Origin of the sequence: Pseudomonas sp. B21-010, from assembly GCF_024749325.1 — a bacterium.
Lineage (GTDB): Bacteria > Pseudomonadota > Gammaproteobacteria > Pseudomonadales > Pseudomonadaceae > Aquipseudomonas > Aquipseudomonas kilonensis.
In genome coordinates this window covers 5,374,018-5,397,755 of sequence record NZ_CP087198.1, presented here as the reverse complement: position 1 = coordinate 5,397,755, position 23,738 = coordinate 5,374,018, and the positions used below count along the sequence as shown (strand labels likewise).

Genomic DNA, 23,738 nt, shown 5'->3' with positions numbered 1-23,738 from the left:
CCTCGCCGCCTTCTTTCATGGATGAATACCGGGACAAGCTATGGCTAACGACACCCCGTCACGCATCGGGACGATACTGCTGGGCCTGCTTTTTGCGCTGATTGGCATTGGCTTGCTGGGCATTGCCGTCAATCTCACCCTCGACCGTCGCGACTTCCTCGCCCGTGCACAGACCGCCGATGGCATCGTTAGTAGGCTGAACGCCGGTGGTTCTCACCCCGAAATCGCGTTCACCACTGGCAAAGGTGAAAAAATTTCCTACCCCCAGGGTGGCTTCATCTTCGGCTATGAGCCGGGGCAGCCGGTGCGAGTTTATTATTTGCCCGAGCAGCCGGCCGCCAACCCCCTCGTCGTGGATCGAGGTGCACTGTGGGGGACACCAGTGATGTTGGGTGCCATGGGGCTGTTCTTCACCCTTGTCGGTCTGCTGAAAGCCACCCGCCAACGCGGTCGCGATGCGGTTCATTCACATAAAGGACTTTGAACGTATGAGCTACAACATCCCACTTCCGGTTAATGAGAGTCGCTGGCAGTACCAGACCGCTAGCGGTGGTGGCCTGACCGTGGTCATGGTGGCTGGCAGTGGTGGCTCGATTATCCTGCGCTCGCCCCAGGGCGAAGACGTCAGCTACCGCTATGGCGGGGTCGGCGTGGGTGTCGGGTTTGGCGCCAGGCTGCCGCGTTTCGGCAAGATCAATATCCAGATCAAGGGGAAGGGCGTCAGTGCGGCCGGTGCGGCGGAGTCTTTTTACAGCGTTGGCAGAGTGTTTGTCAGCGACGCCCTGGTCGATCGCGACCTGACCAGTGACGACATCACCGGCCCTTGCATGTATACCGAAGTGGGCTTGGGCCTGGGGATCGGCGGTTCGGCTACAGCGCTGCTGTTCGGGCTCGATCCCAAGTTGCTGGCGTTGTCGGTGGTCCTGAGTTCCAACCCGGCAACCTCGCTCATTGCTTCGACCACAGTCAACCGGCAACTGGCGCGTTCGGCCAAGGGCGCGGTGGTCATGGCCGGGATGAACGCTGGCTTGCAGGCTGGTGGTGGCGCGGCGATCTACATGGGCTACCTGTTCTAGTCAGATTGTGCGAACAGACAACAATCCCGGCATCTAAATCCTGTGGGAATGAGTTTGTTCCCGCAGGGCGTTGCGCCCATAAAAAATGGCATGTGCCGAAAGCATAATGAAAATATTAGTCATCGCTTCGCTAGGGTTTTTATCGCTCATTCAAACATCACTATCCTTTGCGGATAGTGCCAATGGGAAAAATCTCTATTTACAGAGATGTGCCATGTGTCACGGCGCAGATATCAAGGGGACAGGGCCGTTGGCTCATAAAAGCAATCCTCCTACGCCTGACCTTACAACGTCTGCTTTCAAGAAACGACTGAGTGATTATCCGGGTGTCATTGTGTCGTCGATAATACTGCGACCCAATGGGGATTTGATTCCGAGGACCTTGCGAGAGAATGGTGTGAAGCTATCGCCGCATCCTTGGAGTGTTCAGGATTTTCGCGATTTGAATCAGTATATGGGGGGTGTGATTTCAAAGAGTCGATGATCTCTTGAGTGCGATAGAAGCGGTTTGGGATGGTGGGTATATCCGTTTCTGCGGTAAGGGCTACTGGCGGTTCCGCTCTTACAGCGGGTCACTTTTGGAAGAGCCGGGAGCCGGACCAGCCAAAAGTAACCAAAAGCGCTTTGCCCCACCACTCGGCACCTCGCCTAGGCTCGGTGTGCCTGAACGAAGGCATTGCTCCGTGGGCCGCCGCGAAGGGCCATCCATGGCCCAGCGCGGCTATCCCGGCATCCATGCCGGGATGCCCACTGCACAATGCCTGCGTTCGGCCAGCGTGGTTAACGGGGCGCCCGAGATCAACGTCCACCGCGAGGCGGCCTGATAGCCGACCTGGTTCTTGGTGGGACCGCGTTTCCCCTGTGGGAGCGAGCCTGCTCGCGATGACGTCGGCACATCCAACATCATTGCAACTGAACCACCGCTATCGCGAGCAAGCTCGCTCCCACATTCAATCTCCAGTGAACAAAAAATTTATGTTCAACACAAAACCACTGTGGGAGCTAGCTTGCTCGCGAAGAGGCCGGCACATCCAATATCTTCATTGGCCGTGAAACCGCCTTCGCGAGCAGGCTCGCTCCCACAGGAAAAACGCGTTCGCAAAAAAGCCAGGTCGGCTGTCACCCCAGCTTCCGTGCAATTAAGCGGTGGTGGGGTAGTGGGCTGGTTTGAGCATGATCTCGATCTTTGGCTCGAATCCAAAGCTACCTGAACCTCAACCAAGGAGGGCATTAAAAATCGCTGACTACTTCAGACCGTCCCAAGAGCTGTGCCGTCAACGTAATAAGACATGAGGTATTCGACGCTACTTGTTCTCTCGATGGCGCCAGCATAGGACTGCGTGACTTTGGCGTGTGAGAGCTTCGGAGTTTCCTCAAGTTCTTGAGACGGCTTCTCGTCCCAGCCAGTTATCTAAACGTGCAGCTAACAGTCGTTTTCATGGGGATTTAGCTCTTTCATCGTAGTAAGGGAATGTGGTGGTCTGATGCGCCGGGAACCTCGTTCCGCCTGATAACACCAGTTGCCACCTATGCGGCAGCAGTTGCGCGATATCACTAGCCTGGTGCGTGACAGGCGCATAAGGACATCTTCCAGATAAACATACAGATATCCGGTGGCTGCCCACCCCCGGAGCCCCTCGCATTGTCGGTTTCAGCTGTAGGTGTGCACGCTGACTTCGAACGCCTCCTGGGTCGGCGGGGCGACTATCAGGGTGCCGATCCTGGCCAGCTCGCGTTGGATATAGCCGTTGGCCGCATCGGCATTCTGGTTGGCCTCCGTCTCCCAGACAGTGGTCGAAACGGCTTTTCCGCTCCTCGCATCGGTCAACAGCAAGGCGCTGACGAAACCCTTCTGCTGCCTGGCTACCGGGAGCACGTAGTCGCGGTAGACGGCGGTGGCTTCCTCAAGCTTCCCGGATTGGATCTGAATAGTCATGACTCTGGCGAACATGTTGGATTTCCTGTGAAGTTGAAAAATGAATGACTGAGATACAAAAAAACTTGCTCATGCACCCCTCGGCGACACGCCGGCCGCCTCGACGCGACGTCTCGTCAGCAAGGCGATACCCGGCGGGATGGCCAGCCAGACGCCGGACATGGGCATCAGCACGATGCCCAGGGCCGCGAGCAGCAGCATGCCGACACCCACCGCATGCAGCGTGGCCGTGTCATCGCACCGTTCGAGCGAGGTCACGGTCAGCGCCAGCAGGGCAAGCAGCACACCGAACATCACGAACCACACTGCCACTCCCTTGCGCGGATCGCGGTTGATGCTGTCGAAAATCCCAAGGTGGAGGATGTCGAGCAGTGGGTCGGCAAACATGAATCCGGCGGCGAAGGTGTGCAGGACGGCAACCCCCATCAAACAATGGCCAATCCAGGCCCTGGGGGTGTGAGAGCGCTCAGACATGACGTGACTCCTTGAAGGATGAATGGATCCAGGGGGTTATGGTGACCACCTCGGCGCCCAGGGTTTTCAGCAGCTGGTTGATGCCCAGGAATGCCCGGTCGAAATACGGCAGCTCCGGTGGCACGGCGATCAGGGCTCGTGTGAGGACCTGGCGATGTGCGGCCGTCAAGACCGGAAAGGCAGAGCGGTTCGCGAAGTCGAAGCGGGCCTGCCGGAACGGCTCGATCTGCCAGGTCCGTATCGCGGCGAGGGCCGGCATCAGCTGCTGTTCGAAATCGGCATCCGACAGGCTGGGCGAGATCAGGCCGAGATCGACATAGGCCTGGCGCAGCGGTGTGCTGTCGCCACCCGCCACCTCACTCAGGCCTATACACCAGACCCGGGCGATCCTGTCGGTAAAGGCCGGCGACAACGGCTTGGTGCAGCCGAAATCGATCACCCCTAACTGGCCATCCGGCATAAACAGGAAATTGCCGGGATGAGGATCGGCATTCAACCGATGCCATCCGAACACGCTGTGCATAAACCAGTCGAATAAGCACTGGCCCGCACGGTTGCGCGCCGCCTGGGCGGGTTGGGTGGCCAGCCAGGCATCGAGGTGCAGGCCGCCCACCGCCTGCATGGTCAGCACGCGCCGGGTGGTGTGGCTGAGCACCGGCTGCGGTACCACCACATCCGCCAGCTGCGCATGCTCGCCGAACCATTGCAACTGTCCGGCCTCATGGGTGTAGTCGACTTCCTCGGCCAGCCTGTGTTCGATGTCGGTCATGATCCGGTCGACGATGTCGTGGCCGGGCAGCAGGTCGGACGTCAGCCGTAGGCCCTGCAGCAGGTGGCGGATCAGGCCCATGTCACTGCCGATGGAGGCCGCGATGCCGGGGTATTGCACCTTGACCACCACCCGTTCGCCACCGTGCAGCTCGCCATGGTGGACCTGGCCGAGACTGGCCGCGGCGAAGGCCTGCGGGTCGAAGCGCTGGAACAGGTCGTCGGCGTCCCGCGAGAACTCCTGGCGGAAGACTTTATGCACCAGGGCTCGGTTGAGTGGCGTGGCCTGGTGGAAGCCGCGCGCCAACTCGCGGCGCACCCCCTCCGGCAGCAGGCTGGCTTCCATGCTCAGCAGTTGCGAGGCCTTGAGCGCCGTGCCCTTGAGCTGGTTGAGGGCACCAAAGAGGATGCGACCCAATTCGGCTTCATGTTCGGCTTGGCGCGCATCGACTTCACCCGGTGCCGGTTTGCGGCGCACCAGGTGACCCAGGTGGGCCACGCCGGCCTGGGCGACGGCCAGGCCGGTGATGGCGCCCCGGGCCATACGCCCGGTGCGGAGTTTGGGATCAGTGGCCATGGGACTTCCTTCGGTGCGGCATGTCAGTGAGGGGGCGACGGCAGCTCATACAGAAGCCCCGATCATCCGTGGCCAGGCCTGGTACAACCCGACCAGATGCACCAGCCCGACCAGCATGCACACCCCCGAGCTCCACAGCAGGAACGGCGTGACAGCGGCCCGGCTGAACAGTATCAGCGGAACTATGGCCAGGCCGCGCACCAGGTAGACGGCCGTCAGCGCGCACATCACCTGGGGCACCCAAGGCAGCGCCAGACGGAGTCCACCTGCCGCCAGGGCATAGGCCGCCCACAGCCCCAGCACCGCCGCGATGCCGGCCGTCACCAGGGACGGATACACCCGGCCGGCGTCTGCCGCACGGGCAAAACGTTCGCCTGCGCCGAAAAACCGGTACCAGGGCCCGCCACCGAGGATGATCATCAGATGCAGCAACGAGGCTACTGCACTGAGGCCGGCGGCCAGCACCAGCATCGGGTTGAGGGGATTTCCCATGTCCATCAGCGCTTGACCAGCGGACGGGCGAGCTTGACCAATTCGATCAGCGACGAGCCGTTCTGCATCAGGCGCGAGAACTGGCTGCGCAGCAGAAACCCGCCCAGATCCGACAGCTTGTTGAGCAGGCCGCTTTCCAGGGTCTGCGCCAGCACCGCCAGGGTGAGGTCGACCAGCCGGGTGGTGTCGGAGAACTCGTCCGAGCTGTCGTTGAGCCAATAGACCACCACCGTGAACAGGTAGTCGGCGAAAAGGCCGCCAATAAGCGGCTTGAAGTCGCAGGCGGCGATGCTGCCGTCGGCCTCGGCGGCCTCGAGAAACCCGGTCACGGCCTCCTTGATGGCGCGCTTGCCCGGCAGGGTATCGCCCATCAATAACATCGGCGACTTACCCACCAGGGCTCGGGCGAGGGCCACGAACTCGCGATCGGGCAGCAACAGTTCCAACAGCGCATCGACGAGACGCTGCAGGCGTTCTTGCAGGCTGAAATTGTCGAACCCAGCCGTAGACAGGGTCTCGGCGAGGGCGTCGGCCAGGGCCTGCTCGAAATAGCCCAGTACCAGCTTTTCCTTCGTGGAAAAGTACTTGTAGATGGTGGCATCGCCCAGGCCGGCAGCACGGGCGATCTGCTTCATGCTGGTGCCGTCGAAGCCGTGCACCGACATCAACTCGACAGCGGCCTGCAGGAGAAGCCGCTGGTTTTGCTGCTGCTTGGGTTTCATAGATTTATATACTCACTATCATTTAATCGAGAATATACACGTGATTATCGATAGTTTGTATCGTTTTATCTGAAAGGCCAAGCGCGGATCACACTCTGCAGACGATGTTTCTCAAGGCTGCGCAGGCCCCACCGACGCGCGTGAAAGTCGCTTCTTTGCTGTCGGTGGCATCGCTGGGTACAGGCCCGGAAGATCGGCCCACGATGCTTTGCGTCGGATAGCGACCGCTAGCGCGCTTCCTCATGTGCGTTATTCGGTTGATGATTATTGTATGTGCGCTTATGATAAGTTCACTTACAAAAAGGAGTCGACATGTCCAATCGCGTGCACGCCAGTGCTTCATACCGTCACGAAACCAGCGCACCTGCGGCAACAGTCTGGGATTTTTTTGAAGCCGTTCACCTATGGAAGGACTGGAACGCAGGTGTCTATTCATGCGTGCTTGACGGCCCGTTCGTCGAGGGTGTGTGGATGACGATGGTGTTGCCTGACCAGGAGGTTATCAAGTCGCAGCTGGTCGAGGTCAATGCGCCGATTGGGTTTACGGATGAAACCCTGCTTGGCGATGTAACCGTTCGCGTCAAGCACGAAATCATTGCGCTCCCGAATGGCAACCACTCAATCGCCTATTCGATTGATGTCGCGGGAGAGGGCGCCGAGGATATCTGCGCGCAAGTGTCTTCCGACTTTCCTGAAGTCCTGCGTGCACTGGTGGCCCGCGCAGAAAGTACGGTGAGCGTATGAGCCAGGCGTGGCTGGGTGTTGTATCGCGCTCACACGTCTGGCGAGGTGTGGAGGGCGGCTTTGCGCAGGTCTGTCACGGCAAGGTCCAGCCTCTACGCAAGATGAAGAAGGGCGATATTTTCGTTTATTACTCCCCGACTGTTGAGATGCACGGTGCGCCGCTGAAAGCCTTCACAGCCTTGGGGGAAATCCAGGACGATGAGGTGTTCGAATTCGATATGGGCGAGGGGTTCGTGCCGTTTCGTCGCCGGGTTCGATATGCCGTGGCACAAGAAGTACCCCTGGAAAAATTGCGTGGAGATCTGGACCTGTGTTTCCCGCCAAACTGGGGCATTGTGCTTAGACGCGGTTTGATTCCACTGACCGAAAAAGATATTCGCTTGATTGCCAGCGCAATGGATGTAGATCTGGCTGAGCTGAGGCGTAACCGATGAAGTCGAAACCGCTGCCAACCAGCCATAGCGGACCGTCAGATAGTCCAGGTTTTTTGCTCTGGCGCATCTCCAACACCTGGCAGCGCGAGCAGCGCGCTGCTTTGCAGCCGTTGGGCCTGACCCATACTCAGTTTGTCATGCTTGCAGTCACCACCTGGTTCGGTTCACAAGAGCCGCTTACCCAGGCGCGCCTTTCGCAACTGACTGGCAGCGACCCGATGACCACCTCTCAGGTGGTCAGGGCGCTTCTTGCAAACGGGCTGTTTGTAAGAGATGTCCATCCTACCGACACGCGGGCCAAGATTATTTCAGTCTCCGAAGCGGGGCATGATATCGCACACAAGGCAATCGTCGTAGTGGAGGAAGTCGATCGCAAATTCTTTGCAGCTCTGGGTGAGCAGCAATCCAGCCTCGTCTTTCTTTTCCAAAAACTGCTCGATAAGAAATCATTGACAGAATAAAGACGGCTTTGGATTCCAGGCACTATGACCACCAAACCTTGCGCCCAGGCATCGTGCGCCGAGTACACGCGGCGCATGAACCGCATGCTCAACTACATCGATGCTCATCTGGATCATTCTTTGGATGGCGTGCAGTTGGTCGACGTTGCCGATTTCTCGCGCTTTCATTTCATCGAATCTTCGCTGCATGGATGGGCGAGACAATTGGCAGTTAGCTTCCTGTCCTTTGGTGCACAATTTCTGAGTTGCGCGACTGAATCGCCGCTAAGCCGCATGTGCATTCTGAGCAAGTCGCGAAGGGCTGCAATCGACTCTTGCGGATCTTGCGGCGTGCCGTTTTTGCCTGCTTCGTGACTATTCCAACTGGTTAAAACAGTCGGGTCATCAGCACATAAGGCACGCCAAACATGTCTGGCAGATTGCGCACCACCGCGAAGCCGGCTCGCTGGTATAAGTACTGCGCAGCTTCCATTATCGGGGTTGTATGTAATGCGATTAACGTCGTGCTATCGCGCTTCGCGCGGTTGATGCATTCGTCGAGTAGAGCCTGGCCAACGCCATGGCCCCGTGCTTTTGGCACAACTGACATCAACCGTACCATCGGCCATTCGGGCGAAAAAAGTCGGGCTTGGGCTGGTTTGGACCGACATAGCCGGCCGCGCCGAAACACTTAGGGACATTATGAAACGAAAAAGCCGCGCGAATGCGCGGCTTTAAAGGTTTTTTGCCATTTTCGTGGTGTTTCATGAAACACCACGAAAGCAGCTAGTCCACTCAGACGTTAAAGCGGAAGTGCATCACATCACCATCCTTGACGATGTATTCCTTGCCTTCAAGACGCCATTTACCCGCTTCCTTGGCGCCCGCTTCACCCTTGTACTGGATGAAATCCGAGTAGGCGATGACTTCGGCACGGATGAAGCCTTTTTCGAAGTCGGTGTGGATCACGCCAGCGGCTTGCGGTGCGGTGGCACCGACGCGGACGGTCCAGGCGCGGACTTCTTCGACTCCGGCGGTGAAGTAGGTCTGCAGGTGGAGCATCTCGTAGCCGGCACGGATTACGCGGTTCAGGCCAGGCTCTTCCAGGCCGAGGGCCTCGAGGAACATGTCTTTCTCTTCACCGTCATCCAGTTCGGCGATTTCCGCTTCGATCTTGTTGCAGACCGGAACGACCATGGCGCCTTCTTCTTCGGCAATGGCCTTGACCACGTCCAGGTGCGGGTTGTTCTCGAAGCCGTCTTCAGCGACGTTGGCGATGTACATGACCGGCTTGGTGGTCAGCAGGTGGAAGCCCTTGATCACCAGCTTCTCGTCGGTGCTCATGTTCTTCATCAGGCTGCGCGCAGGCTTGCCTTCGGTGAAGTGGGCGATCAACTGCTCCAGCAGGCCTTTCTGGACGACTGCGTCCTTGTCACCACCCTTGGCGTTGCGGGCAACTTTCTGCAGTTGTTTTTCGCAGCTGTCGAGGTCGGCGAAAATCAGTTCCAGGTCGATGATTTCGATGTCGCGTTTCGGGTCGACGCTGTTGGAGACGTGAATCACGTTCTCGTCTTCGAAGCAGCGCACCACGTGGGCGATGGCATCGGTTTCACGGATGTTGGCCAAAAATTTGTTGCCCAGGCCTTCGCCTTTCGACGCACCGGCCACCAGGCCTGCGATGTCGACGAATTCCATGGTGGTCGGCAGGATGCGCTTGGGATTGACGATAGCTGCCAAGGCTTCCAGGCGCGGATCGGGCATCGGCACGATGCCGCTGTTCGGCTCGATGGTGCAGAAGGGGAAGTTCTCGGCCGCGATACCGGATTTGGTCAGGGCGTTGAACAGGGTGGACTTGCCGACGTTAGGCAGGCCGACGATGCCGCAATTGAATCCCATGGTGTTTCCCCTCGGATAAGTGTCAGGCCTTCTGGCTGTGCAGGTTTTTCATCGCGCGGTTCCATTCACCGGCGAGGATATCCGGCAGCACGCCGAGGGCAAAGTCGATGCTGGCATCGAGTTTTTCCTGTTCGGCGCGAGGCGCACGACCCAGGACAAAGTTTGAAACCATACTGGCTACGCCTGGGTGGCCGATGCCGAGCCGCAGGCGGTGAAAGGTATTCTGATTACCCAGTTGCGCGATGATGTCGCGCAACCCGTTGTGACCGCCATGGCCGCCGCCTTGCTTGAGCTTGGCGACGCCCGGAGGCAGGTCGAGTTCGTCGTGGGCCACCAGGATTTCTTCAGGCTTGATGCGAAAGAAACCGGCCAATGCCGCTACGGCCTGGCCGCTGCGGTTCATGTAGGTGGTGGGAATCAACAGACGAACATCCTGACCCTGGTGCGAGAAGCGACCGGTCAGGCCGAAATACTTGCGATCGGCTGCCAGGCTGACGCCTTGTGCCTGCGCGATGCGCTCAACAAAAAGGGCCCCTGCGTTATGCCGGGTCTGTTCGTATTCAGCGCCTGGATTTCCCAAGCCAACGATCAGTTTAATGGCAGTCACGATAGGGGCCCTTCCTGGAGTGTGGATAACGATGTCGCAATCAGGCGGTGTTGCGACAGTGGACGAAAATGGCGGATTTACCGTTAAGTAAACTTCGCGTTCTCGCCCGCTGTCTCGCTACGTTCCAGTCCGCGATGTTTCCAGTCACTCCGGCGACAGAGTGAAATTACTCTGCAGCGCCTTCTTCAGTGGCTTCTGGAGCAACACGTGGAGCGTGGACGTTGGCAACAGCCTTGTCATCGCCGTGTGCCAGAGCAACAAACTCAACGCCTTTAGGAGCCTTGAGGTCGGACAGGTGAATGATCGTGCCGACTTCGGCGTCAGCCAGGTCGACTTCGATGAATTCAGGCAGGTCTTTCGGCAGGCAGGTCACTTCGATTTCCGAAACAACGTGCGAAATTTCGCCGCCTTTCTTGATCGGAGCAGCTTCGCCAACGAAGTGCACAGGCACGATAGCGGTCAGTTTCTGGCCAGCTACTACGCGTACGAAGTCAGCGTGCATCACGTGGCCTTTAGCCGGGTGACGCTGCAGGGCCTTGATCACGACGTTCTGCTTGGTGCCGCCAATGTTCAGCTCGATGATGTGGCTGTAGGCCGCTTCGTTTTCGAGCAGTTTGGCAACTTCTTTGGCCAGCATGCTGATGGACTCAGGGGCTTTCTCGCCACCGTAGACTACAGCTGGAACCAGGCTTGCGAGACGACGCAGGCGGCGGCTCGCACCTTTCCCCAGGTCGGAACGCACTTCAGCATTCAGAGTAAAATCGTTCATGTTGTATCTCCAAAGTAACCACATTCACCCCAGCGCTTGCGACCAGCGCTTAAGGCGATATGGGCAAAAAAGCCCCGCCCCGACAGGTAATGCCGGGGCGGGGCGCTTTTCGTCAACGAGATGTCCTGGAAAGGGCAGGGCCCTTAGCGGAACATCGCACTGATCGATTCTTCGTTGCTGATGCGGCGAACCGCTTCGGCAACAACCGGTGCGATATCCAGTTGGCGGATACGCACACAGGCTTGTGCTGCAGCGGACAGCGGGATGGTATTGGTGACCACCAGCTCGTCCAGCACGGAGTTTTCAATGTTCTCGATCGCTCGACCCGACAGCACAGGGTGTGTGCAGTAGGCAAAGACCTTGGCAGCGCCATGCTCTTTCAGGGCCTTGGCCGCGTGGCACAGGGTGCCGGCGGTATCGACCATGTCATCGACCAGAATACAGGTACGCCCTTCGACGTCGCCGATGATATGCATCACTTCGGAGTGATTGGCTTTCTCACGGCGTTTGTCGATGATACCCAGATCCACGCCCAGGGATTTGGCAACCGCTCGTGCACGCACGACGCCGCCAATGTCCGGGGACACGATCATGAGGTTTTCGAAGCGCTGATCTTCAATATCATCCACCAGGACCGGGGAGCCGTAGATGTTATCCACGGGAATATCGAAGAAACCCTGAATCTGGTCAGCATGCAGATCAACCGTGAGGACACGGTCGATGCCGACTACGGTCAGCATATCAGCCACGACTTTCGCGCTGATTGCCACACGTGCGGAACGCGGACGGCGATCCTGACGGGCATAACCAAAGTAAGGAATAACAGCAGTGATACGAGTAGCCGAGGAGCGACGGAAGGCATCAGCCATCACGACGAGTTCCATCAGGTTATCGTTGGTCGGAGCGCAAGTCGGCTGAATAATGAAGACGTCTTTACCGCGAACGTTTTCATTGATCTCGGCAGTGATCTCGCCGTCGGAAAACTTACCGACAGAAATGTCACCGAGAGGGATATGCAGCTGACGTACGACACGCCGAGCCAGATCGGGGTTAGCGTTCCCCGTAAAGACCATCATCTTGGACACGCGCAGTACCTGAAGGCTGAGGGTATACCTGGATGAGTATAGGAAAATGGCAGGGGCGGCTGGATTCGAACCAACGCATGGCAGGATCAAAACCTGCTGCCTTACCGCTTGGCGACGCCCCTGTATCTGTTGCTGCGAGTGCCCAGCACTCGATTCCTTTAGAGCAGGTCTTGCAGCTTGCGATGCAACATCGAAACGTTGCTTCCTTTGGCTACAAACCCTGTAAGGGTCTCTGTCAGAAGGGCCGAGACTTTATCAGCTTCAGCTTTGCTTGGGAAGCCCCCAAACACACAACTTCCAGTTCCGGTGAGTTTTGCTTCGGTAAATTTACCTAACAAATTCAAAGCGTTACGAACATCTGGATAACGCCTTGCTACCACCGGTAAGCAGTCATTTCGACTGTTTCCCTTGGGAACGGGGCGCACTTTAATGGGAGGAGAGTTACGTGTCAACAGTGGATCTGAAAAAATTTCTGCTGTACTTACAGATACTTGCGGCACCAGCACCAAGTACCAGGGTTCTTCGGGGTCCACCGGGGTGAGTTTTTCCCCGACGCCCTCGGCGAAAGCGGCGTGGCCACGCACGAAAACCGGCACGTCGGCGCCCAGTGTCAGGCCCAGGGCGGCCAGGCGATCGATGTCCCAGCCAAGCTGCCACAAGTGGTTTAGGCCCAATAAAGTCGTCGCCGCATTCGAGCTGCCGCCACCGATGCCGCCGCCCATGGGCAGGATTTTTTCGATCCAGATATCGATGCCCAGCGGACAACCGGATTGTGCCTGGAGTTTTTTCGCGGCCTTGACGATCAGGTTGCTGTCGTGGGGAACACCGTCGAATTCGGTGTGCAGGCGAATCACGCCGTCATCGCGTACGGCAAAGGTGATTTCGTCGCCGTAGTCCAGGAACTGAAAAATCGTCTGCAACTCGTGGTAGCCGTCCGGGCGACGACCGAGGATGTGCAGCATCAGGTTGAGTTTGGCCGGGGAGGGCAGGGTCAGGCGTGCGGCGCTCATGTCATTGCCCCAGCTTGCGCGGCTGCCATTGCTTGATCACCAGCGTGACGTCGAGGTTGCTGCCGTGCAGCTTGATGCGTTCGGGTAGCCAATAGCCGTTCTGCTGGGCGTAGCTGAGGTATTCGATCTGCCAGTCATCCTGTTCCAGATTGGACAGGCGGCTGTCGGCGTCGAGGGTCAGGCGGCTTTTACTGTCCGGTGCCGGCAACCCGCGAACCCACCAGGTCAGGTGGGAGACCGGCAGCTTCCAGCCCAGTTGTTCTTCCAGAAGCGCTTCGGGCGTGGGCGCCTCGTAGCGTCCCTGGTTGGCGACTTCCAGCGACACCTGGCCCGGCCGGCCGGTCAGGCGGGCCGCACCGCGACCCAATGGGCCCGACAGGCGAATGTCGTAGTAGTCCTGGCGTTGCAGCCAGAACAGCGTGCCACTGCCGGAGTCTTTCGGGGCACGAATGCCGATCTTGCCGTCGATCTGCCAGCCGTCGAGGCCGCTCAGTTGTTGCTTGTGCTCGCGCCATTGGGCTTGGTTGCCCTGGCCCTGGACGGATTCACGGGCGCCGAAGCCCGCGCAGCCGGCGAGCAGGGCAATGAAGCTGAAAACGATGAGATGGCGCAAAAACATAATCTTAAAGAGTCTCGGATCCGGTCAGGCGTTTGATGGTGCTGCGCAAGATTGGGCTGTCAGGCTGATCCTTGAGGAATCGGCTCCAGATCTGCCGGGCCTCGCGTTGTTTGCCGTTGGCCCACAAGACCTCGCCCAGGTGCGCGGCGACTTCCTGGTCGGGAAAGCGCTCCAGGGCCTGGCGCAACAGGCGTTCGGCTTCGTCGAGATTGCCCAGGCGGAAATTCACCCAGCCAAGGCTGTCGAGCACCGCCGGGTCTTCCGGATTGATCTGGTGGGCCTGTTCGATCAGCAGCTTGGCTTCGTCATAACGGGTGGTGCGATCCGACAACGTATAGCCCAGGGCGTTGAGAGCCATGGCGTTGTCCGGGTCACGCTGGATGATCAGGCGCAGGTCTTTTTCCATCTGTGCCAGGTCATTGCGTTTCTCCGCCAGCATGGCGCGGGTATACAGCAGGTTCAGGTCGTCCGGGTACTGCTTCAAGGCTTTTTGCAGCACGTTCCAGGCCTTGTCGCCCTGATTGTTGGCCGACAAGGTTTCGGCTTCGATCAGGTACAACTGGATGCCGTAGTCCGGTTGGGAGTCGCGTTGTACCGCGAGGCGGCTCTGGGCTTCGGCGGTCTTGCCATTGCCGATCAGGATATCGGCCTGGCGCAACTGCGCCGGCAGATAGTCGTTGCCCGGGCCAACCTGGGCGTACTCGATCAGTGCGCTCTCAGGGTCATTGCGTTCCTCGGCGATGCGTCCCAGGTTCAGGTGGGCCGAGTCAACGTGGCTTTCCCGGGCGATCAGGTCTTCCAGGTAACCCTTGGCTTCTTCCCAGGCCTTGGCTTCCAGGCAGACCAGTGCCAGTGAATAGCGCAGCTCGTCGTCTTCCGGGTATTGCTGGACCAGGCTGGAGAACTCCACCTTGGCGTCGTCCATGCGGTTGTTTTCCACCAGCATGCGGGCGTAGGTAAGGCGCAGGCGTTTGTCGTCCGGGTACTTCTTGATGCTTTTTTCCAGCAGCGGCAGCGCTTCGTCGCCACGGTTCAAGCCTTGCAGCAGGCGTGCGCGCAGCAGGATCGGCGCCACTTCGCCAGCTTCCGGCGGGTTGTCTTCCAAGAGCGTGAGGGCGCCCTGGGTGTCCCCATCCTGTTGCAGCAGCAGGGCCTTGCCGAAAATCAGCTGGCCGTTGTTCGGGTGGCGCTGCAACAGGCGATCGAAGCTTTTCATCAGGCCGTTGCGGGTTTCCTGGTCGGTATCGGCGGCGGACAGGGCCAGGAAGTCGAAATGGGTGTCGCCTTTGCCCAGCAGGACCTTCTCCATATACATCATGGAGTCGTCGTAGCGCCCGGCCCGGGCCAGTTGCACGGCGGCGGCGCGCTGTGCTTCGAGGTCGTCCGGGGCATTCTTGGCCCAGATCAGCGCGGTATCCAGCGCGGGCTGGTCGGCGCCCAGGTATTCGGCAATGCGAAATGCCCGCTCGGAGATCCCCGGGTCCTGGGTATTGATGGCCTGGGTCACGTAGTTGTCCAGCGCAATGTCGAAGCGATTGCGCTGGCCTGCCAGTTCGGCGCTCAACAGGCTGAAGATGGTTTCTTCGCTGAACGAGCCGTAGACCTTGGGTTTTTCAGGTACCTGCACGCTGTCTTCGACCGGCGGCGTACCGTCCGTCGAAACGGGGGCCATGGACTGGCAGCCGCTGAGCAAGGCAAGAGCGAGGAGCAACGCGGAAGATCTATTCATATAGGAAGAGGACGACTAACCTGCGGTCGGATCATCATGACACAAGCCTTCGGTCAAACATAACCGCCCCGTCGATTTACAACCCAGGGCAGGGCGATAGAGATCGAGTGGTTGTTCTGAATCTGACGAAGTAGGACAATTGCCGGCTTCACGTCACTATCAGCGACCTTGAATGGCCTTCCTTGCACTCGGTATAAACCACAAGACTGCTTCAGTAGACGTCCGCGAGCGCGTGGCCTTTACGCCTGAGCAGCTGGTTGAGGCCTTGCAGCAGCTCTGCCGACTGACCGACAGCCGCGAAGCTGCGATCCTCTCCACCTGCAATCGCAGCGAGCTTTATATAGAACAGGATCACGTTTCGGCCGATTCAGTCCTGCGCTGGCTGGCCGACTATCACAACCTGAGCCTTGAAGAGCTGCGCGCCAGTGCCTATGTGCACGAAGACGATGCGGCCGTTCGTCACATGATGCGGGTCGCCTCGGGGCTCGATTCGCTGGTTTTGGGCGAGCCGCAGATTCTCGGCCAGATGAAATCGGCCTACGCCGTGGCCCGCGAGGCCGGCACCGTCGGCCCGCTGCTGGGGCGCCTGTTCCAGGCGACGTTCAACGCCGCCAAGCAGGTGCGTACCGACACCGCTATCGGTGAGAACCCGGTGTCCGTGGCGTTTGCCGCTGTCAGCCTGGCGAAACAGATTTTCAGTGATTTGCAACGCAGCCAGGCGCTGCTGATCGGCGCTGGTGAGACCATCACCCTGGTCGCCCGCCATCTCCACGACCTGGGGGTCAAGCGCATCGTCGTCGCCAACCGGACCCTGGAGCGGGCCAGTACCCTGGCCGAGCAGTTCGGCGCCCATGCGGTGCTGCTGTCGGACATTCCCGCAGAGCTGGTGCACAGCGACATCGTCATCAGTTCCACCGCCAGCCAGTTGCCGATCCTTGGCAAGGGCGCCGTGGAAAGTGCCCTGAAACTGCGCAAGCACAAGCCGATTTTCATGGTGGACATTGCTGTTCCCCGGGACATCGAGCCTGAAGTCGGCGAGCTGGACGACGTGTATCTCTACAGCGTCGACGATCTGCACGAGGTGGTCGCCGAGAATCTCAAGAGCCGACAGGGCGCGGCCCAGGCGGCGGAAGAGATGATCACCGTCGGTGCCGACGACTTCATGGTGCGCCTGCGCGAGCTGGCGGCGGTGGATGTGCTCAAGGCGTATCGTCAGCAGAGCGAACGCCTGCGCGACGAGGAACTGCAAAAAGCCCAGCGCCTGCTGGCCAACGGCGGCAGTGCCGAAGAGGTGCTGGTACAACTGGCCCGCGGGCTGACCAACAAATTGCTCCACGCCCCCAGTGTCCAGCTCAAGAAGCTGACCGCCGAAGGCCGCCTCGATGCGCTGGCCATGGCCCAGGAACTCTTCGCCCTCGGTGAGGGCTCACCGGATAGCTTTTCGGATAAAAAACCGCAATGAAAGCGTCACTGCTCAACAAGCTGGATATCCTCCAGGACCGTTTCGAAGAACTGACCGCCTTGCTGGGCGACGGCGAAGTCATTTCCGACCAGAACAAATTCCGCACCTATTCCAAGGAATACGCGGAAGTCGAGCCGATTGTCGCCGCCTATAAACAGTTGCTCAAAGTGCAGGGCGACCTTGAAGGCGCCCAGGCGCTGCTCAAGGACAGCGATCCGGACATGCGCGAAATGGCCGTGGAGGAAGTCCGCGAAGCCAAGGATCAACTGGTTGAACTGGAAAGCAGCCTGCAGCGCATGCTGTTGCCCAAGGACCCGAATGACGGGCGCAATGTGTTCCTGGAGATCCGTGCCGGTACCGGCGGCGATGAGGCGGCGATTTTTTCCGGTGACCTGTTTCGCATGTATTCGCGCTACGCCGAACGTCGCGGTTGGCGGGTGGAGATCCTCTCGGAGAACGAAGGCGAACACGGTGGCTATAAAGAAGTCATCGCCCGGGTCGAAGGCGACAATGTCTACGGCAAGCTGAAATTCGAATCCGGCGCCCATCGCGTGCAACGCGTGCCGGCCACCGAATCCCAAGGGCGCATCCACACCTCGGCTTGCACCGTGGCGGTATTGCCCGAGCCGGACGAGCAGGAAGCCATCGAGATCAATCCGGCGGACCTGCGGGTCGACACTTATCGTTCCTCCGGCGCGGGCGGCCAGCACGTCAACAAGACTGACTCGGCGATCCGCATCACGCACTTGCCCTCGGGCATCGTGGTCGAGTGCCAGGAAGAACGTTCCCAGCACAAGAACCGCGCGCGGGCCATGGCCTGGTTGTCGGCCAAGCTCAACGACCAGCAGACCAGCGCCGCTGCCAATGCCATCGCCAGCGAGCGCAAATTGCTGGTGGGCTCGGGCGACCGTTCCGAGCGGATCCGTACCTACAACTTCGCCCAGGGCCGGGTCACCGACCATCGCGTCAACCTGACCCTGTATTCCCTGGACGAGATCCTTGCCGGTGGTGTCGATGCGGTAATCGAGCCGTTGCTGGCCGAATACCAGGCCGACCAGTTGGCTGCGATTGGCGAGTAAGCACAGGTGAACAAATGACCATCATCGCCAGTCTGTTACGCGCTGCCGAGTTACCGGATTCGCCCACGGCACGGCTGGACGCCGAGTTGTTGCTGGCCGCAGCCTTGGGCAAGCCCCGCAGCTTCCTGCACACCTGGCCCGAGCGGATCGTACCCAGTGAAGCAGCGTTGCTGTTCTCCGAATACCTGCGGCGGCGTCGCTCCGGCGAGCCGGTGGCGTACATCCTCGGGCAACAGGGCTTCTGGAAACTCGACCTGGAAGTCGCGCCTCATACCTTGATCCCGCGTCCCGACACCGAGCTGCTGGTGGAAACCGCGCTGGCTTTGTTGCCGGCCACACCGGCCCGGGTCCTGGACCTGGGCACCGGCAGCGGCGCGATTGCCCTGGCATTGGCCAGCGAGCGCCCGGCCTGGAAAGTCACCGCGGTCGACCGGGTGCTGGAGGCCGTGGCCCTGGCCGAACGCAATCGCCAGCGCCTGGACCTGCGCAACGTCACGGTGCTGAGCAGCCACTGGTTCAGTGCGCTGGAAGACACGCGTTTCGAGTTGATCATCAGCAACCCGCCGTACATTGCAGCCAGCGATCCGCATCTGGCCGAGGGTGACGTGCGTTTCGAGCCGGCCAGTGCCTTGGTTGCCGGGCCGGACGGGCTCGATGATTTGCGCCAGATCGTTGCCCAGGCACCGACTCATCTCGAGCCGGGCGGCTGGCTGATGCTCGAGCACGGCTACGACCAGGCCGAAGCGGTGCGCGATTTGCTGCGCAGCCAAGGCTTTGTCGAAGTCCACAGCCGCAAGGACCTGGGCGGTCATGAGCGCATCAGCCTGGGGTGCCTGCCGTGCTGAACGATCAGGAGTTGTTGCGCTACAGCCGGCAGATTCTGTTGCAGCACGTCGACATCGACGGCCAATTACGTCTCAAGCAAAGCCGCGTGCTGATCATCGGCCTTGGCGGTCTCGGCGCCCCGGTGGCGTTGTACCTGGCCGCCGCCGGGGTGGGTGAAATGCACCTGGCGGATTTCGACACCGTCGACCTGACCAACCTGCAACGCCAGATCATTCACGACACTGACAGCGTCGGCCTGAGCAAGGTCGATTCGGCGATGCGACGCCTGGGGGCGATCAACCCCGAGGTTCGGCTGGTGCCTCACCGGGCGGCCATGGACGAAGACAGCCTGGCCGCGGCAGTCGCGGCAGTGGATGTGGTGCTCGACTGTTCCGACAATTTCTCGACCCGCGAAGCGGTGAACGCGGCCTGTGTTGCGGCGGGTAAACCGCTGGTCAGTGGCGCGGCGATTCGCCTGGAAGGGCAGTTGTCGGTGTTCGACCCACGCCGCCCCGAAAGCCCTTGCTACCACTGCCTTTACGGCCACGGCAGCGAAGCCGAGCTGACCTGCAGCGAGGCCGGCGTGATCGGACCGCTGGTGGGATTGGTGGGCAGCCTGCAAGCCCTTGAAGCCTTGAAGTTGCTGGCCGGTTTCGGTGAGCCGCTGGTGGGGCGCCTGCTGTTGATCGATGCCTTGGGTACGCGATTCCGTGAACTGCGGGTCAAGCGCGACCCAGGTTGCAGCGTCTGCGGTGGCCAACATGAGTGAAGCGCCGATCGGTGTGCTCGACTCGGGTGTCGGCGGGTTGTCGGTGCTGGGGGAAATTCGCCAGTTGCTGCCCAATGAGTCGCTGTTGTATGTGGCCGACTGTGGGCATATTCCCTACGGCGAGAAGACCCCGGAATACATCCGACAACGCTGCGCGATCATTGCCGACTTTCTCCTGGGCCAGGGTGCCAAGGCGCTGGTTGTAGCCTGCAACACCGCAACGGTTGCTGCCGTTGCCGATCTACGCCGTGATTTCCCCCATTGGCCCATCGTCGGGATGGAGCCGGCGGTCAAGCCGGCGGCTGCCGCGACCCGCAGCGGTATCGTCGGTGTGCTGGCCACCACCGGCACCTTGCAGAGCGCCAAGTTCGCCGCTTTGCTCGACCGTTTCGCCACCGATGTGCGAGTCATCACGCAACCGTGTCCGGGCCTGGTTGAACTGATCGAGACGGGTGATTTGCACAGCCCGGCCTTGTATCAATTGCTGCAACATTACGTCGACCCCTTGCTGGCAGCCGGCTGCGATACGCTGATCCTGGGCTGCACGCACTATCCGTTCCTCAAGCCATTGCTCGCGCGGATGATTCCGGAGCACATCAGCCTGATCGACACCGGTGCCGCCGTGGCCCGGCAACTTCAGCGCCTTTTGGCTGAGCGAGAGCTGCTGGCTGAGGGGCCAGCCGACGAAACGTATTTCTGGACGAGTGCAGACCCGATACATTTAAGAAAAATCCTACCGACGCTATGGCATTCGTCCGGCGTTGTGCGAAGCTTCGATCTGTAAGAAGAATGTGAAAACCGTGTGAAACGGGCTGAACTTCTGTTTGGGTACGGATTTCTATAGCTTTGTCTGTTTGTAACAAAACTAACTAAGTCTGTTCGGAAAAGGATGTTTCTAATGAAGCGCTTATTCTGCTTTGCCGCGTTTGCGGCTGCATTGTTGGGGCACACTTACACTGCACAAGCAGCGGGTGTGGAATTTGGGGTTGGCCAGACCAGCGATTCGACCATGACCTATCGCTTGGGCATGCAGTTCGACTGGGACAAGAGTTGGCTGCAAAGTGATGTCGGTCGCCTGACCGGCTACTGGAGCGGCGCCTACACCTATTGGGAAGGGGACGAGACATCCAGCAATCACAGCCTTTCGTTTTCGCCTGTGTTTGTCTATGAATTTTCCGGCCAGAACGTTAAGCCTTACATCGAGGCGGGTGTTGGTGTGGCGTTGTTCGCCAATACCGAAGTGGAAGACAACAAGCTCGGTACGGCTTTCCAATTTGAAGATCGTATCGGCTTCGGCCTGCGCTTCAACGGTGGACATGAAGTGGGCATTCGCGCCACTCATTACTCCAACGCCGGCATCAAGTCGACCAACGACGGTGTAGAAAGCTACTCGCTGCACTACACGATGCCGCTGTAACAAAACAGTTTGAGAACTGTGGGAGCGAGCTTGCTCGCGATGGCAACAGACCAGCCAAGATAAAGTTGTCTGAGCCAACGCTATCGCGAGCAAGCTCGCTCCCACAGTAGATCAGGCCAGCGCTTTATCGATACGCCGTCGCAATCCCTTGGCGTTCTTCCAGGCATTCCGGCGCGCCCATCTCGAACTCGCGGCAGATCAGCGGGCGCTTTTCGTAGATGGTGCACATCATGCTGTCGCGATCCAGGGCCGCGCACCAACCGTCATCCAGCCGCAGCATCACCTCTCCACCCCAGTCGTCCGTGTCGATAAAGCGCTCCGGGACCCCGGTGTCGGTGATCAGCATCACTTCCAACTGGCAGCAGCATGCCGCGCACGTCGAACACGTGACGGCCGGTGTCGGGATTTCACGGACAGGGATGGTTTTCATGGCGCGCAGTGTAAGGCAATCAGCGGCTCAGGGTTGTCCCTTGATCGGATAGCCGTTTTTCGCCTGGCATGAGCCAATATCGGTCGGCACGCATTCGGTCGACGAAGGCAAAGGCCAGAGTGCGGTCATGGACGCGATGGGAAGCGCGACTTCCCGCGGGCGCTCGACCAACTGATTCAGCACGTGCCGCGCTGTTTCGTCCGCCGACCAGTGAATCGGGGGTTGGGGGCAATCGTCGGGCCCCAGCAATGGGGCGTCGTAGCCAGGGTGTACCAACGTCACATCGACACCCGCGTATGCCAGGTCTGCCCGAGCCGATTCGAACAGATGACGCATCCCGCTGCCACCCGCTTCTATTTGTGAAGGGGGCAGGTAAGTTGCCGGGCTGGCAATACCCACAAGATGAGGTTCGGTCCCGGCGCGCAGCAAGGGCATGGCCACTTCGATGCAGAAACTGGCAGCCAGTAGATTGCTGCGCACAATATGCTCGATCAATGTGTGATCAGCCGGCTGCCCGTCAACGTACTCAGCCGTCCCGGCATTGACGATCACCTGATCCAGGGCGCCCCATTGCCGGGCGATCTGTTCGCCGATCTCGCGCACGGCCTGACTGTCGGTCAAATTGCCGGGCACGGTCAGCACTTGTCCTGGATAACGTACCGAAAGGGTTTCGCATGATTGGGTCGAGCGCGAACTGACGGCCAGGTATGCACCCGTCTGCAGTATCGCTTCAGCCAACGAAGCGCCGATTCCGTTGCCAGCCCCGGTGAGCCAATAGCGCCGTGGCAGTCTTAGACCCATTCCCTGCTCCTTTCGATTGGACAGCGCACTGATTCGCAGCTTTTCAGTAGAGTCCGTACGACTAGTAAGACTATATGTTATCGGGTAAACAATGCATCCCGCAGGCTGGTAATTTCATGTTCGCTAATCGCCCATGCCTTCAAAGGCTGCGTCCTGTCGCGCCGGCAGGTTTCTGAACGCTGCCAGCGCGCGAGCCCTGGATTGGCTCAAGTCGACAATCGGTGCCGGATAATCCACGGCACCAAACAAGCCACCCTGGGTATTTGGGCTATGGACCTGTTGCCTGTCCAGATCGTTCAGTTCAGGTAGCCAGCGTTTGATGAACAGGCCCTCGCGGTCAAATTTTTCCGACTGGCTCAACGGATTGAAGATGCGGAACCAGGGCGCCGAATCGGTGCCGGTGGAGGCGCTCCACTGCCAGCCGCCATTGTTGGCGGCGAGGTCGCCGTCGATCAGGTGCTGCATGAAAAAGCGCTCGCCTTCGCGCCAATCGATCAACAGATTCTTGGTCAGGAACATGGCTACGACCATCCGCAAGCGGTTGTGCATCCAACCGGTCTCCAACAATTGACGCATGGCTGCATCGATAATCGGCAGGCCGGTGCGTGCTTGCTTCCAGGCTTCCAGTTCTGCTGGGGCCTTGCGCCAGGCTAGCGCCTCGGTTTCGGGGCGAAACGCACGATGGCGCGACACGCGTGGATAGCCCACTAATATGTGTTTATAAAACTCGCGCCAGAGCAATTCATTGATCCAGGTCACAGAACCGGCACTTCCGCTCTCGAATTCACCTTGGTTGGCTTGCAGCGCGGCGTGCAGGCACTGACGCGGCGACACCACGCCGGCCACCAGATAGGCCGATAGCTGGCTGGTGCCGGGCCTGGCGGGATAATCCCGTTCGCCTTGGTAATCGTCGATGTGCTGCTCGACAAAGGCGTCCAGGCGCCGACAGGCTTCGATTTCCCCGGCGGGCCAGAGCGCTCGTAGCGCTTCGCCGGGCGGGACGAACCCATCGACTTGCGTCGGCACCGGGTCACGGGCAATGCCGGTGGGGGCCTGCCGGGCAGGCGTGGCGACCAGGCTTGGCAATGAAAAGTGCAGACGGCTGTAGCAGACCTTGCGGAACTGGCTGAACACTTGGAAATAGTTGCCGGTCTTGGTCAGTACGCTGCCAGGCTTGAACAGTAATTGATCGAGGTGGCTGTGAAATTCAACGCCCAGGTCATTCAACGCGCGGGCGACTTCGGCGTCGCGTCGCGTTTCATTCAGGCCGTACTCTTCGTTGACATGCACGGCGCCGACGTTCAGTTCACGACACAGCTTGAGCAGTACCTGCGGTGCCTGGTGCCAATGCGCAGCGGCGCGGATCAGCAGTGGGATGTTCAATTCGGCCAGGACCGCACTCAACGCGCCGAGGTTGCGCAGCCAGAAATCGATCTTGCACGGTGCGTCGTCATGGGCGCGCCATTGTTCGGGGCTGGTCAGGTACACCGCCACGCAGGAGCCTTGGGCTGCGGCCGCCGCAAGGGCGGTGTTGTCGTGCAGGCGCAAGTCGTTGCGCAGCCAGATCAGTTGCATGC

The 23,738-nt window shown here is 59.7% G+C and carries 31 protein-coding genes and 1 tRNA gene; 14 read left to right on the top strand and 18 right to left on the bottom strand.

The features are described 5' to 3' along the window. The first annotated feature begins 40 nt into the window (after positions 1 to 40). The 4 genes from LOY50_RS24050 (at position 41) to LOY50_RS24035 (ending at position 1,900) form a co-directional block, all read left to right on the top strand. Entirely contained in the window at positions 41 to 484 is a 444-nt protein-coding gene (locus LOY50_RS24050) for a DUF3592 domain-containing protein (protein WP_214512447.1), read from the top strand. Positions 485 to 488: 4 nt separating this feature from the next. After that, complete coding sequence (locus LOY50_RS24045) at positions 489 to 1,076, top strand: hypothetical protein (protein WP_214512448.1); 588 nt, start codon at positions 489 to 491, stop codon at positions 1,074 to 1,076. Between the two features lie 106 nt (positions 1,077 to 1,182). Continuing rightward, positions 1,183 to 1,560: a cytochrome c gene (locus LOY50_RS24040; protein ID WP_253478176.1), complete on the top strand. Its 378-nt coding sequence runs from the start codon at positions 1,183 to 1,185 to the stop codon at positions 1,558 to 1,560. Positions 1,561 to 1,759: 199 nt separating this feature from the next. Beyond that, positions 1,760 to 1,900 (top strand): hypothetical protein, encoded by a 141-nt coding sequence (locus LOY50_RS24035; protein WP_258691288.1) that lies wholly within the window; start codon positions 1,760 to 1,762, stop codon positions 1,898 to 1,900. 425 nt (positions 1,901 to 2,325) lie between these two features. On the opposite strand, the gene LOY50_RS29205 is transcribed toward LOY50_RS24035, so the two are convergent. From LOY50_RS29205 to LOY50_RS24010, 6 genes are all read right to left on the bottom strand, one after another. Further along, a complete protein-coding gene (locus LOY50_RS29205) occupies positions 2,326 to 2,487 on the bottom strand; it encodes a DUF3224 domain-containing protein (protein WP_408980871.1) in 162 nt (53 codons plus the stop codon). A 240-nt stretch (positions 2,488 to 2,727) separates the two neighbouring features. Next, positions 2,728 to 3,027 (bottom strand): antibiotic biosynthesis monooxygenase, encoded by a 300-nt coding sequence (locus tag LOY50_RS24030; protein ID WP_258689369.1) that lies wholly within the window; start codon positions 3,025 to 3,027, stop codon positions 2,728 to 2,730. Positions 3,028 to 3,081: 54 nt separating this feature from the next. Further along, a complete protein-coding gene (locus LOY50_RS24025) occupies positions 3,082 to 3,486 on the bottom strand; it encodes a DUF6463 family protein (protein ID WP_258689368.1) in 405 nt (134 codons plus the stop codon). Beyond that, positions 3,479 to 4,831 carry an AarF/ABC1/UbiB kinase family protein gene (locus LOY50_RS24020; RefSeq protein WP_258689367.1) on the bottom strand — a complete coding sequence of 451 codons (1,353 nt, stop codon included), beginning with the start codon at positions 4,829 to 4,831 and terminating at the stop codon, positions 3,479 to 3,481. Before LOY50_RS24020 ends, LOY50_RS24025 begins: the two co-directional genes overlap by 8 nt. A gap of 45 nt (positions 4,832 to 4,876) precedes the next feature. Continuing rightward, a complete protein-coding gene (locus tag LOY50_RS24015) occupies positions 4,877 to 5,323 on the bottom strand; it encodes a hypothetical protein (protein ID WP_258689366.1) in 447 nt (148 codons plus the stop codon). A 5-nt stretch (positions 5,324 to 5,328) separates the two neighbouring features. Further along, positions 5,329 to 6,045 (bottom strand): TetR/AcrR family transcriptional regulator, encoded by a 717-nt coding sequence (locus LOY50_RS24010; protein WP_253478161.1) that lies wholly within the window; start codon positions 6,043 to 6,045, stop codon positions 5,329 to 5,331. Positions 6,046 to 6,357: 312 nt separating this feature from the next. Between LOY50_RS24010 and LOY50_RS24005 the strand changes: the two genes are divergently transcribed. The 4 genes from LOY50_RS24005 to LOY50_RS23990 are packed head-to-tail and all read left to right on the top strand — an operon-like array spanning position 6,358 to position 8,038. Further along, the gene (locus tag LOY50_RS24005; RefSeq protein ID WP_253478159.1) at positions 6,358 to 6,789 is read left to right on the top strand and encodes an SRPBCC family protein; all 432 of its coding nucleotides are present in this window, start codon (positions 6,358 to 6,360) and stop codon (positions 6,787 to 6,789) included. After that, entirely contained in the window at positions 6,786 to 7,223 is a 438-nt protein-coding gene (locus LOY50_RS24000; RefSeq protein WP_253478156.1) for an EVE domain-containing protein, read from the top strand. The genes LOY50_RS24005 and LOY50_RS24000 overlap by 4 nt, the downstream gene beginning before the upstream one ends. Further along, positions 7,220 to 7,684 (top strand): MarR family winged helix-turn-helix transcriptional regulator, encoded by a 465-nt coding sequence (locus LOY50_RS23995; RefSeq protein ID WP_258689365.1) that lies wholly within the window; start codon positions 7,220 to 7,222, stop codon positions 7,682 to 7,684. Before LOY50_RS24000 ends, LOY50_RS23995 begins: the two co-directional genes overlap by 4 nt. A 24-nt stretch (positions 7,685 to 7,708) precedes the next feature. After that, entirely contained in the window at positions 7,709 to 8,038 is a 330-nt protein-coding gene (locus LOY50_RS23990) for a hypothetical protein (RefSeq protein WP_258689363.1), read from the top strand. A gap of 13 nt (positions 8,039 to 8,051) precedes the next feature. Here LOY50_RS23990 and LOY50_RS29200 read toward each other — a convergent pair whose 3' ends face one another. The 9 genes from LOY50_RS29200 to LOY50_RS23950 all read right to left on the bottom strand — a co-directional run bounded on the left by LOY50_RS29200 (position 8,052) and on the right by LOY50_RS23950 (position 15,378). Then, positions 8,052 to 8,273, bottom strand: coding sequence for a GNAT family N-acetyltransferase (locus LOY50_RS29200; RefSeq protein ID WP_408980821.1), 222 nt, complete (start codon positions 8,271 to 8,273; stop codon positions 8,052 to 8,054). Positions 8,274 to 8,458: 185 nt separating this feature from the next. Beyond that, entirely contained in the window at positions 8,459 to 9,559 is a 1,101-nt protein-coding gene (gene ychF / locus LOY50_RS23985) for a redox-regulated ATPase YchF (RefSeq protein ID WP_060740647.1), read from the bottom strand. Positions 9,560 to 9,581: 22 nt separating this feature from the next. After that, entirely contained in the window at positions 9,582 to 10,166 is a 585-nt protein-coding gene (gene pth, locus LOY50_RS23980) for an aminoacyl-tRNA hydrolase (protein WP_003205533.1), read from the bottom strand. Between the two features lie 166 nt (positions 10,167 to 10,332). Then, on the bottom strand, positions 10,333 to 10,935 hold the full coding sequence (locus LOY50_RS23975) for a 50S ribosomal protein L25/general stress protein Ctc (RefSeq protein ID WP_018606432.1): 603 nt from the start codon (positions 10,933 to 10,935) through the stop codon (positions 10,333 to 10,335). Between the two features lie 143 nt (positions 10,936 to 11,078). Further along, positions 11,079 to 12,020 (bottom strand): ribose-phosphate pyrophosphokinase, encoded by a 942-nt coding sequence (locus LOY50_RS23970; RefSeq protein WP_003205529.1) that lies wholly within the window; start codon positions 12,018 to 12,020, stop codon positions 11,079 to 11,081. Positions 12,021 to 12,067: 47 nt separating this feature from the next. Next, positions 12,068 to 12,142, bottom strand: a tRNA-Gln gene (locus LOY50_RS23965). Between the two features lie 36 nt (positions 12,143 to 12,178). Beyond that, a complete protein-coding gene (ispE, locus tag LOY50_RS23960) occupies positions 12,179 to 13,030 on the bottom strand; it encodes a 4-(cytidine 5'-diphospho)-2-C-methyl-D-erythritol kinase (RefSeq protein WP_253478150.1) in 852 nt (283 codons plus the stop codon). A gap of 1 nt (position 13,031) precedes the next feature. After that, positions 13,032 to 13,649 (bottom strand): lipoprotein insertase outer membrane protein LolB, encoded by a 618-nt coding sequence (gene lolB / locus LOY50_RS23955; protein ID WP_003205525.1) that lies wholly within the window; start codon positions 13,647 to 13,649, stop codon positions 13,032 to 13,034. A 4-nt stretch (positions 13,650 to 13,653) separates the two neighbouring features. After that, complete coding sequence (locus tag LOY50_RS23950) at positions 13,654 to 15,378, bottom strand: tetratricopeptide repeat protein (protein WP_214512452.1); 1,725 nt, start codon at positions 15,376 to 15,378, stop codon at positions 13,654 to 13,656. A gap of 172 nt (positions 15,379 to 15,550) precedes the next feature. Here LOY50_RS23950 and hemA point away from each other — a divergent pair, with 172 nt between their 5' ends. The 6 genes from hemA to LOY50_RS23920 all read left to right on the top strand — a co-directional run bounded on the left by hemA (position 15,551) and on the right by LOY50_RS23920 (position 20,930). Then, positions 15,551 to 16,840 carry a glutamyl-tRNA reductase gene (gene hemA, locus LOY50_RS23945; protein ID WP_214512453.1) on the top strand — a complete coding sequence of 430 codons (1,290 nt, stop codon included), beginning with the start codon at positions 15,551 to 15,553 and terminating at the stop codon, positions 16,838 to 16,840. Further along, on the top strand, positions 16,837 to 17,919 hold the full coding sequence (prfA, locus tag LOY50_RS23940; RefSeq protein ID WP_018606464.1) for a peptide chain release factor 1: 1,083 nt from the start codon (positions 16,837 to 16,839) through the stop codon (positions 17,917 to 17,919). Before hemA ends, prfA begins: the two co-directional genes overlap by 4 nt. Positions 17,920 to 17,933: 14 nt before the next feature. Next, positions 17,934 to 18,764, top strand: coding sequence for a peptide chain release factor N(5)-glutamine methyltransferase (gene prmC / locus LOY50_RS23935; protein ID WP_258689359.1), 831 nt, complete (start codon positions 17,934 to 17,936; stop codon positions 18,762 to 18,764). Continuing rightward, a complete protein-coding gene (locus LOY50_RS23930) occupies positions 18,758 to 19,513 on the top strand; it encodes a molybdopterin-synthase adenylyltransferase MoeB (protein ID WP_003205517.1) in 756 nt (251 codons plus the stop codon). The genes prmC and LOY50_RS23930 overlap by 7 nt, the downstream gene beginning before the upstream one ends. Next, a complete protein-coding gene (murI, locus tag LOY50_RS23925; protein WP_258689358.1) occupies positions 19,506 to 20,297 on the top strand; it encodes a glutamate racemase in 792 nt (263 codons plus the stop codon). Before LOY50_RS23930 ends, murI begins: the two co-directional genes overlap by 8 nt. 114 nt (positions 20,298 to 20,411) lie before the next feature. Further along, positions 20,412 to 20,930, top strand: coding sequence for an acyloxyacyl hydrolase (locus LOY50_RS23920; protein ID WP_092149578.1), 519 nt, complete (start codon positions 20,412 to 20,414; stop codon positions 20,928 to 20,930). Between the two features lie 124 nt (positions 20,931 to 21,054). Here LOY50_RS23920 and LOY50_RS23915 read toward each other — a convergent pair whose 3' ends face one another. The 3 genes from LOY50_RS23915 to phrB all read right to left on the bottom strand — a co-directional run bounded on the left by LOY50_RS23915 (position 21,055) and on the right by phrB (position 23,736). Next, positions 21,055 to 21,360 carry a YkgJ family cysteine cluster protein gene (locus LOY50_RS23915; protein ID WP_258689357.1) on the bottom strand — a complete coding sequence of 102 codons (306 nt, stop codon included), beginning with the start codon at positions 21,358 to 21,360 and terminating at the stop codon, positions 21,055 to 21,057. 27 nt (positions 21,361 to 21,387) lie between these two features. Next, entirely contained in the window at positions 21,388 to 22,161 is a 774-nt protein-coding gene (locus tag LOY50_RS23910) for an SDR family oxidoreductase (RefSeq protein WP_258689356.1), read from the bottom strand. A gap of 123 nt (positions 22,162 to 22,284) precedes the next feature. After that, positions 22,285 to 23,736, bottom strand: a complete 1,452-nt coding sequence (gene phrB, locus LOY50_RS23905; protein ID WP_258689354.1) for a deoxyribodipyrimidine photo-lyase — start codon at positions 23,734 to 23,736, stop codon at positions 22,285 to 22,287. Positions 23,737 to 23,738: the final 2 nt, after the last annotated feature.

What these genes read in the sequence shown, in the direction of transcription:
- lolB (WP_003205525.1), bottom strand. Translation starts at nt 13,649, where the DNA reads ATGTTTTTGCGCCATCTCATCGTTTTCAGCTTCATTGCCCTGCTCGCC.
- hemA (WP_214512453.1), top strand. Translation starts at nt 15,551, where the DNA reads ATGGCCTTCCTTGCACTCGGTATAAACCACAAGACTGCTTCAGTAGAC.
- LOY50_RS23975 (WP_018606432.1), bottom strand. Translation starts at nt 10,935, where the DNA reads ATGAACGATTTTACTCTGAATGCTGAAGTGCGTTCCGACCTGGGGAAA.
- LOY50_RS24025 (WP_258689368.1), bottom strand. Translation starts at nt 3,486, where the DNA reads ATGTCTGAGCGCTCTCACACCCCCAGGGCCTGGATTGGCCATTGTTTG.
- LOY50_RS29200 (WP_408980821.1), bottom strand. Translation starts at nt 8,273, where the DNA reads ATGTCAGTTGTGCCAAAAGCACGGGGCCATGGCGTTGGCCAGGCTCTA.
- LOY50_RS23920 (WP_092149578.1), top strand. Translation starts at nt 20,412, where the DNA reads ATGAAGCGCTTATTCTGCTTTGCCGCGTTTGCGGCTGCATTGTTGGGG.
- LOY50_RS24005 (WP_253478159.1), top strand. Translation starts at nt 6,358, where the DNA reads ATGTCCAATCGCGTGCACGCCAGTGCTTCATACCGTCACGAAACCAGC.
- murI (WP_258689358.1), top strand. Translation starts at nt 19,506, where the DNA reads ATGAGTGAAGCGCCGATCGGTGTGCTCGACTCGGGTGTCGGCGGGTTG.
- LOY50_RS24040 (WP_253478176.1), top strand. Translation starts at nt 1,183, where the DNA reads ATGAAAATATTAGTCATCGCTTCGCTAGGGTTTTTATCGCTCATTCAA.
- prmC (WP_258689359.1), top strand. Translation starts at nt 17,934, where the DNA reads ATGACCATCATCGCCAGTCTGTTACGCGCTGCCGAGTTACCGGATTCG.
- LOY50_RS24020 (WP_258689367.1), bottom strand. Translation starts at nt 4,831, where the DNA reads ATGGCCACTGATCCCAAACTCCGCACCGGGCGTATGGCCCGGGGCGCC.
- prfA (WP_018606464.1), top strand. Translation starts at nt 16,837, where the DNA reads ATGAAAGCGTCACTGCTCAACAAGCTGGATATCCTCCAGGACCGTTTC.
- LOY50_RS24030 (WP_258689369.1), bottom strand. Translation starts at nt 3,027, where the DNA reads ATGTTCGCCAGAGTCATGACTATTCAGATCCAATCCGGGAAGCTTGAG.
- LOY50_RS24045 (WP_214512448.1), top strand. Translation starts at nt 489, where the DNA reads ATGAGCTACAACATCCCACTTCCGGTTAATGAGAGTCGCTGGCAGTAC.
- LOY50_RS23950 (WP_214512452.1), bottom strand. Translation starts at nt 15,378, where the DNA reads ATGAATAGATCTTCCGCGTTGCTCCTCGCTCTTGCCTTGCTCAGCGGC.
- LOY50_RS24015 (WP_258689366.1), bottom strand. Translation starts at nt 5,323, where the DNA reads ATGGGAAATCCCCTCAACCCGATGCTGGTGCTGGCCGCCGGCCTCAGT.
- LOY50_RS24000 (WP_253478156.1), top strand. Translation starts at nt 6,786, where the DNA reads ATGAGCCAGGCGTGGCTGGGTGTTGTATCGCGCTCACACGTCTGGCGA.
- LOY50_RS24010 (WP_253478161.1), bottom strand. Translation starts at nt 6,045, where the DNA reads ATGAAACCCAAGCAGCAGCAAAACCAGCGGCTTCTCCTGCAGGCCGCT.
- LOY50_RS23910 (WP_258689356.1), bottom strand. Translation starts at nt 22,161, where the DNA reads ATGGGTCTAAGACTGCCACGGCGCTATTGGCTCACCGGGGCTGGCAAC.
- LOY50_RS24050 (WP_214512447.1), top strand. Translation starts at nt 41, where the DNA reads ATGGCTAACGACACCCCGTCACGCATCGGGACGATACTGCTGGGCCTG.
- ychF (WP_060740647.1), bottom strand. Translation starts at nt 9,559, where the DNA reads ATGGGATTCAATTGCGGCATCGTCGGCCTGCCTAACGTCGGCAAGTCC.
- ispE (WP_253478150.1), bottom strand. Translation starts at nt 13,030, where the DNA reads ATGAGCGCCGCACGCCTGACCCTGCCCTCCCCGGCCAAACTCAACCTG.
- phrB (WP_258689354.1), bottom strand. Translation starts at nt 23,736, where the DNA reads ATGCAACTGATCTGGCTGCGCAACGACTTGCGCCTGCACGACAACACC.
- LOY50_RS23915 (WP_258689357.1), bottom strand. Translation starts at nt 21,360, where the DNA reads ATGAAAACCATCCCTGTCCGTGAAATCCCGACACCGGCCGTCACGTGT.
- LOY50_RS23995 (WP_258689365.1), top strand. Translation starts at nt 7,220, where the DNA reads ATGAAGTCGAAACCGCTGCCAACCAGCCATAGCGGACCGTCAGATAGT.
- LOY50_RS23990 (WP_258689363.1), top strand. Translation starts at nt 7,709, where the DNA reads ATGACCACCAAACCTTGCGCCCAGGCATCGTGCGCCGAGTACACGCGG.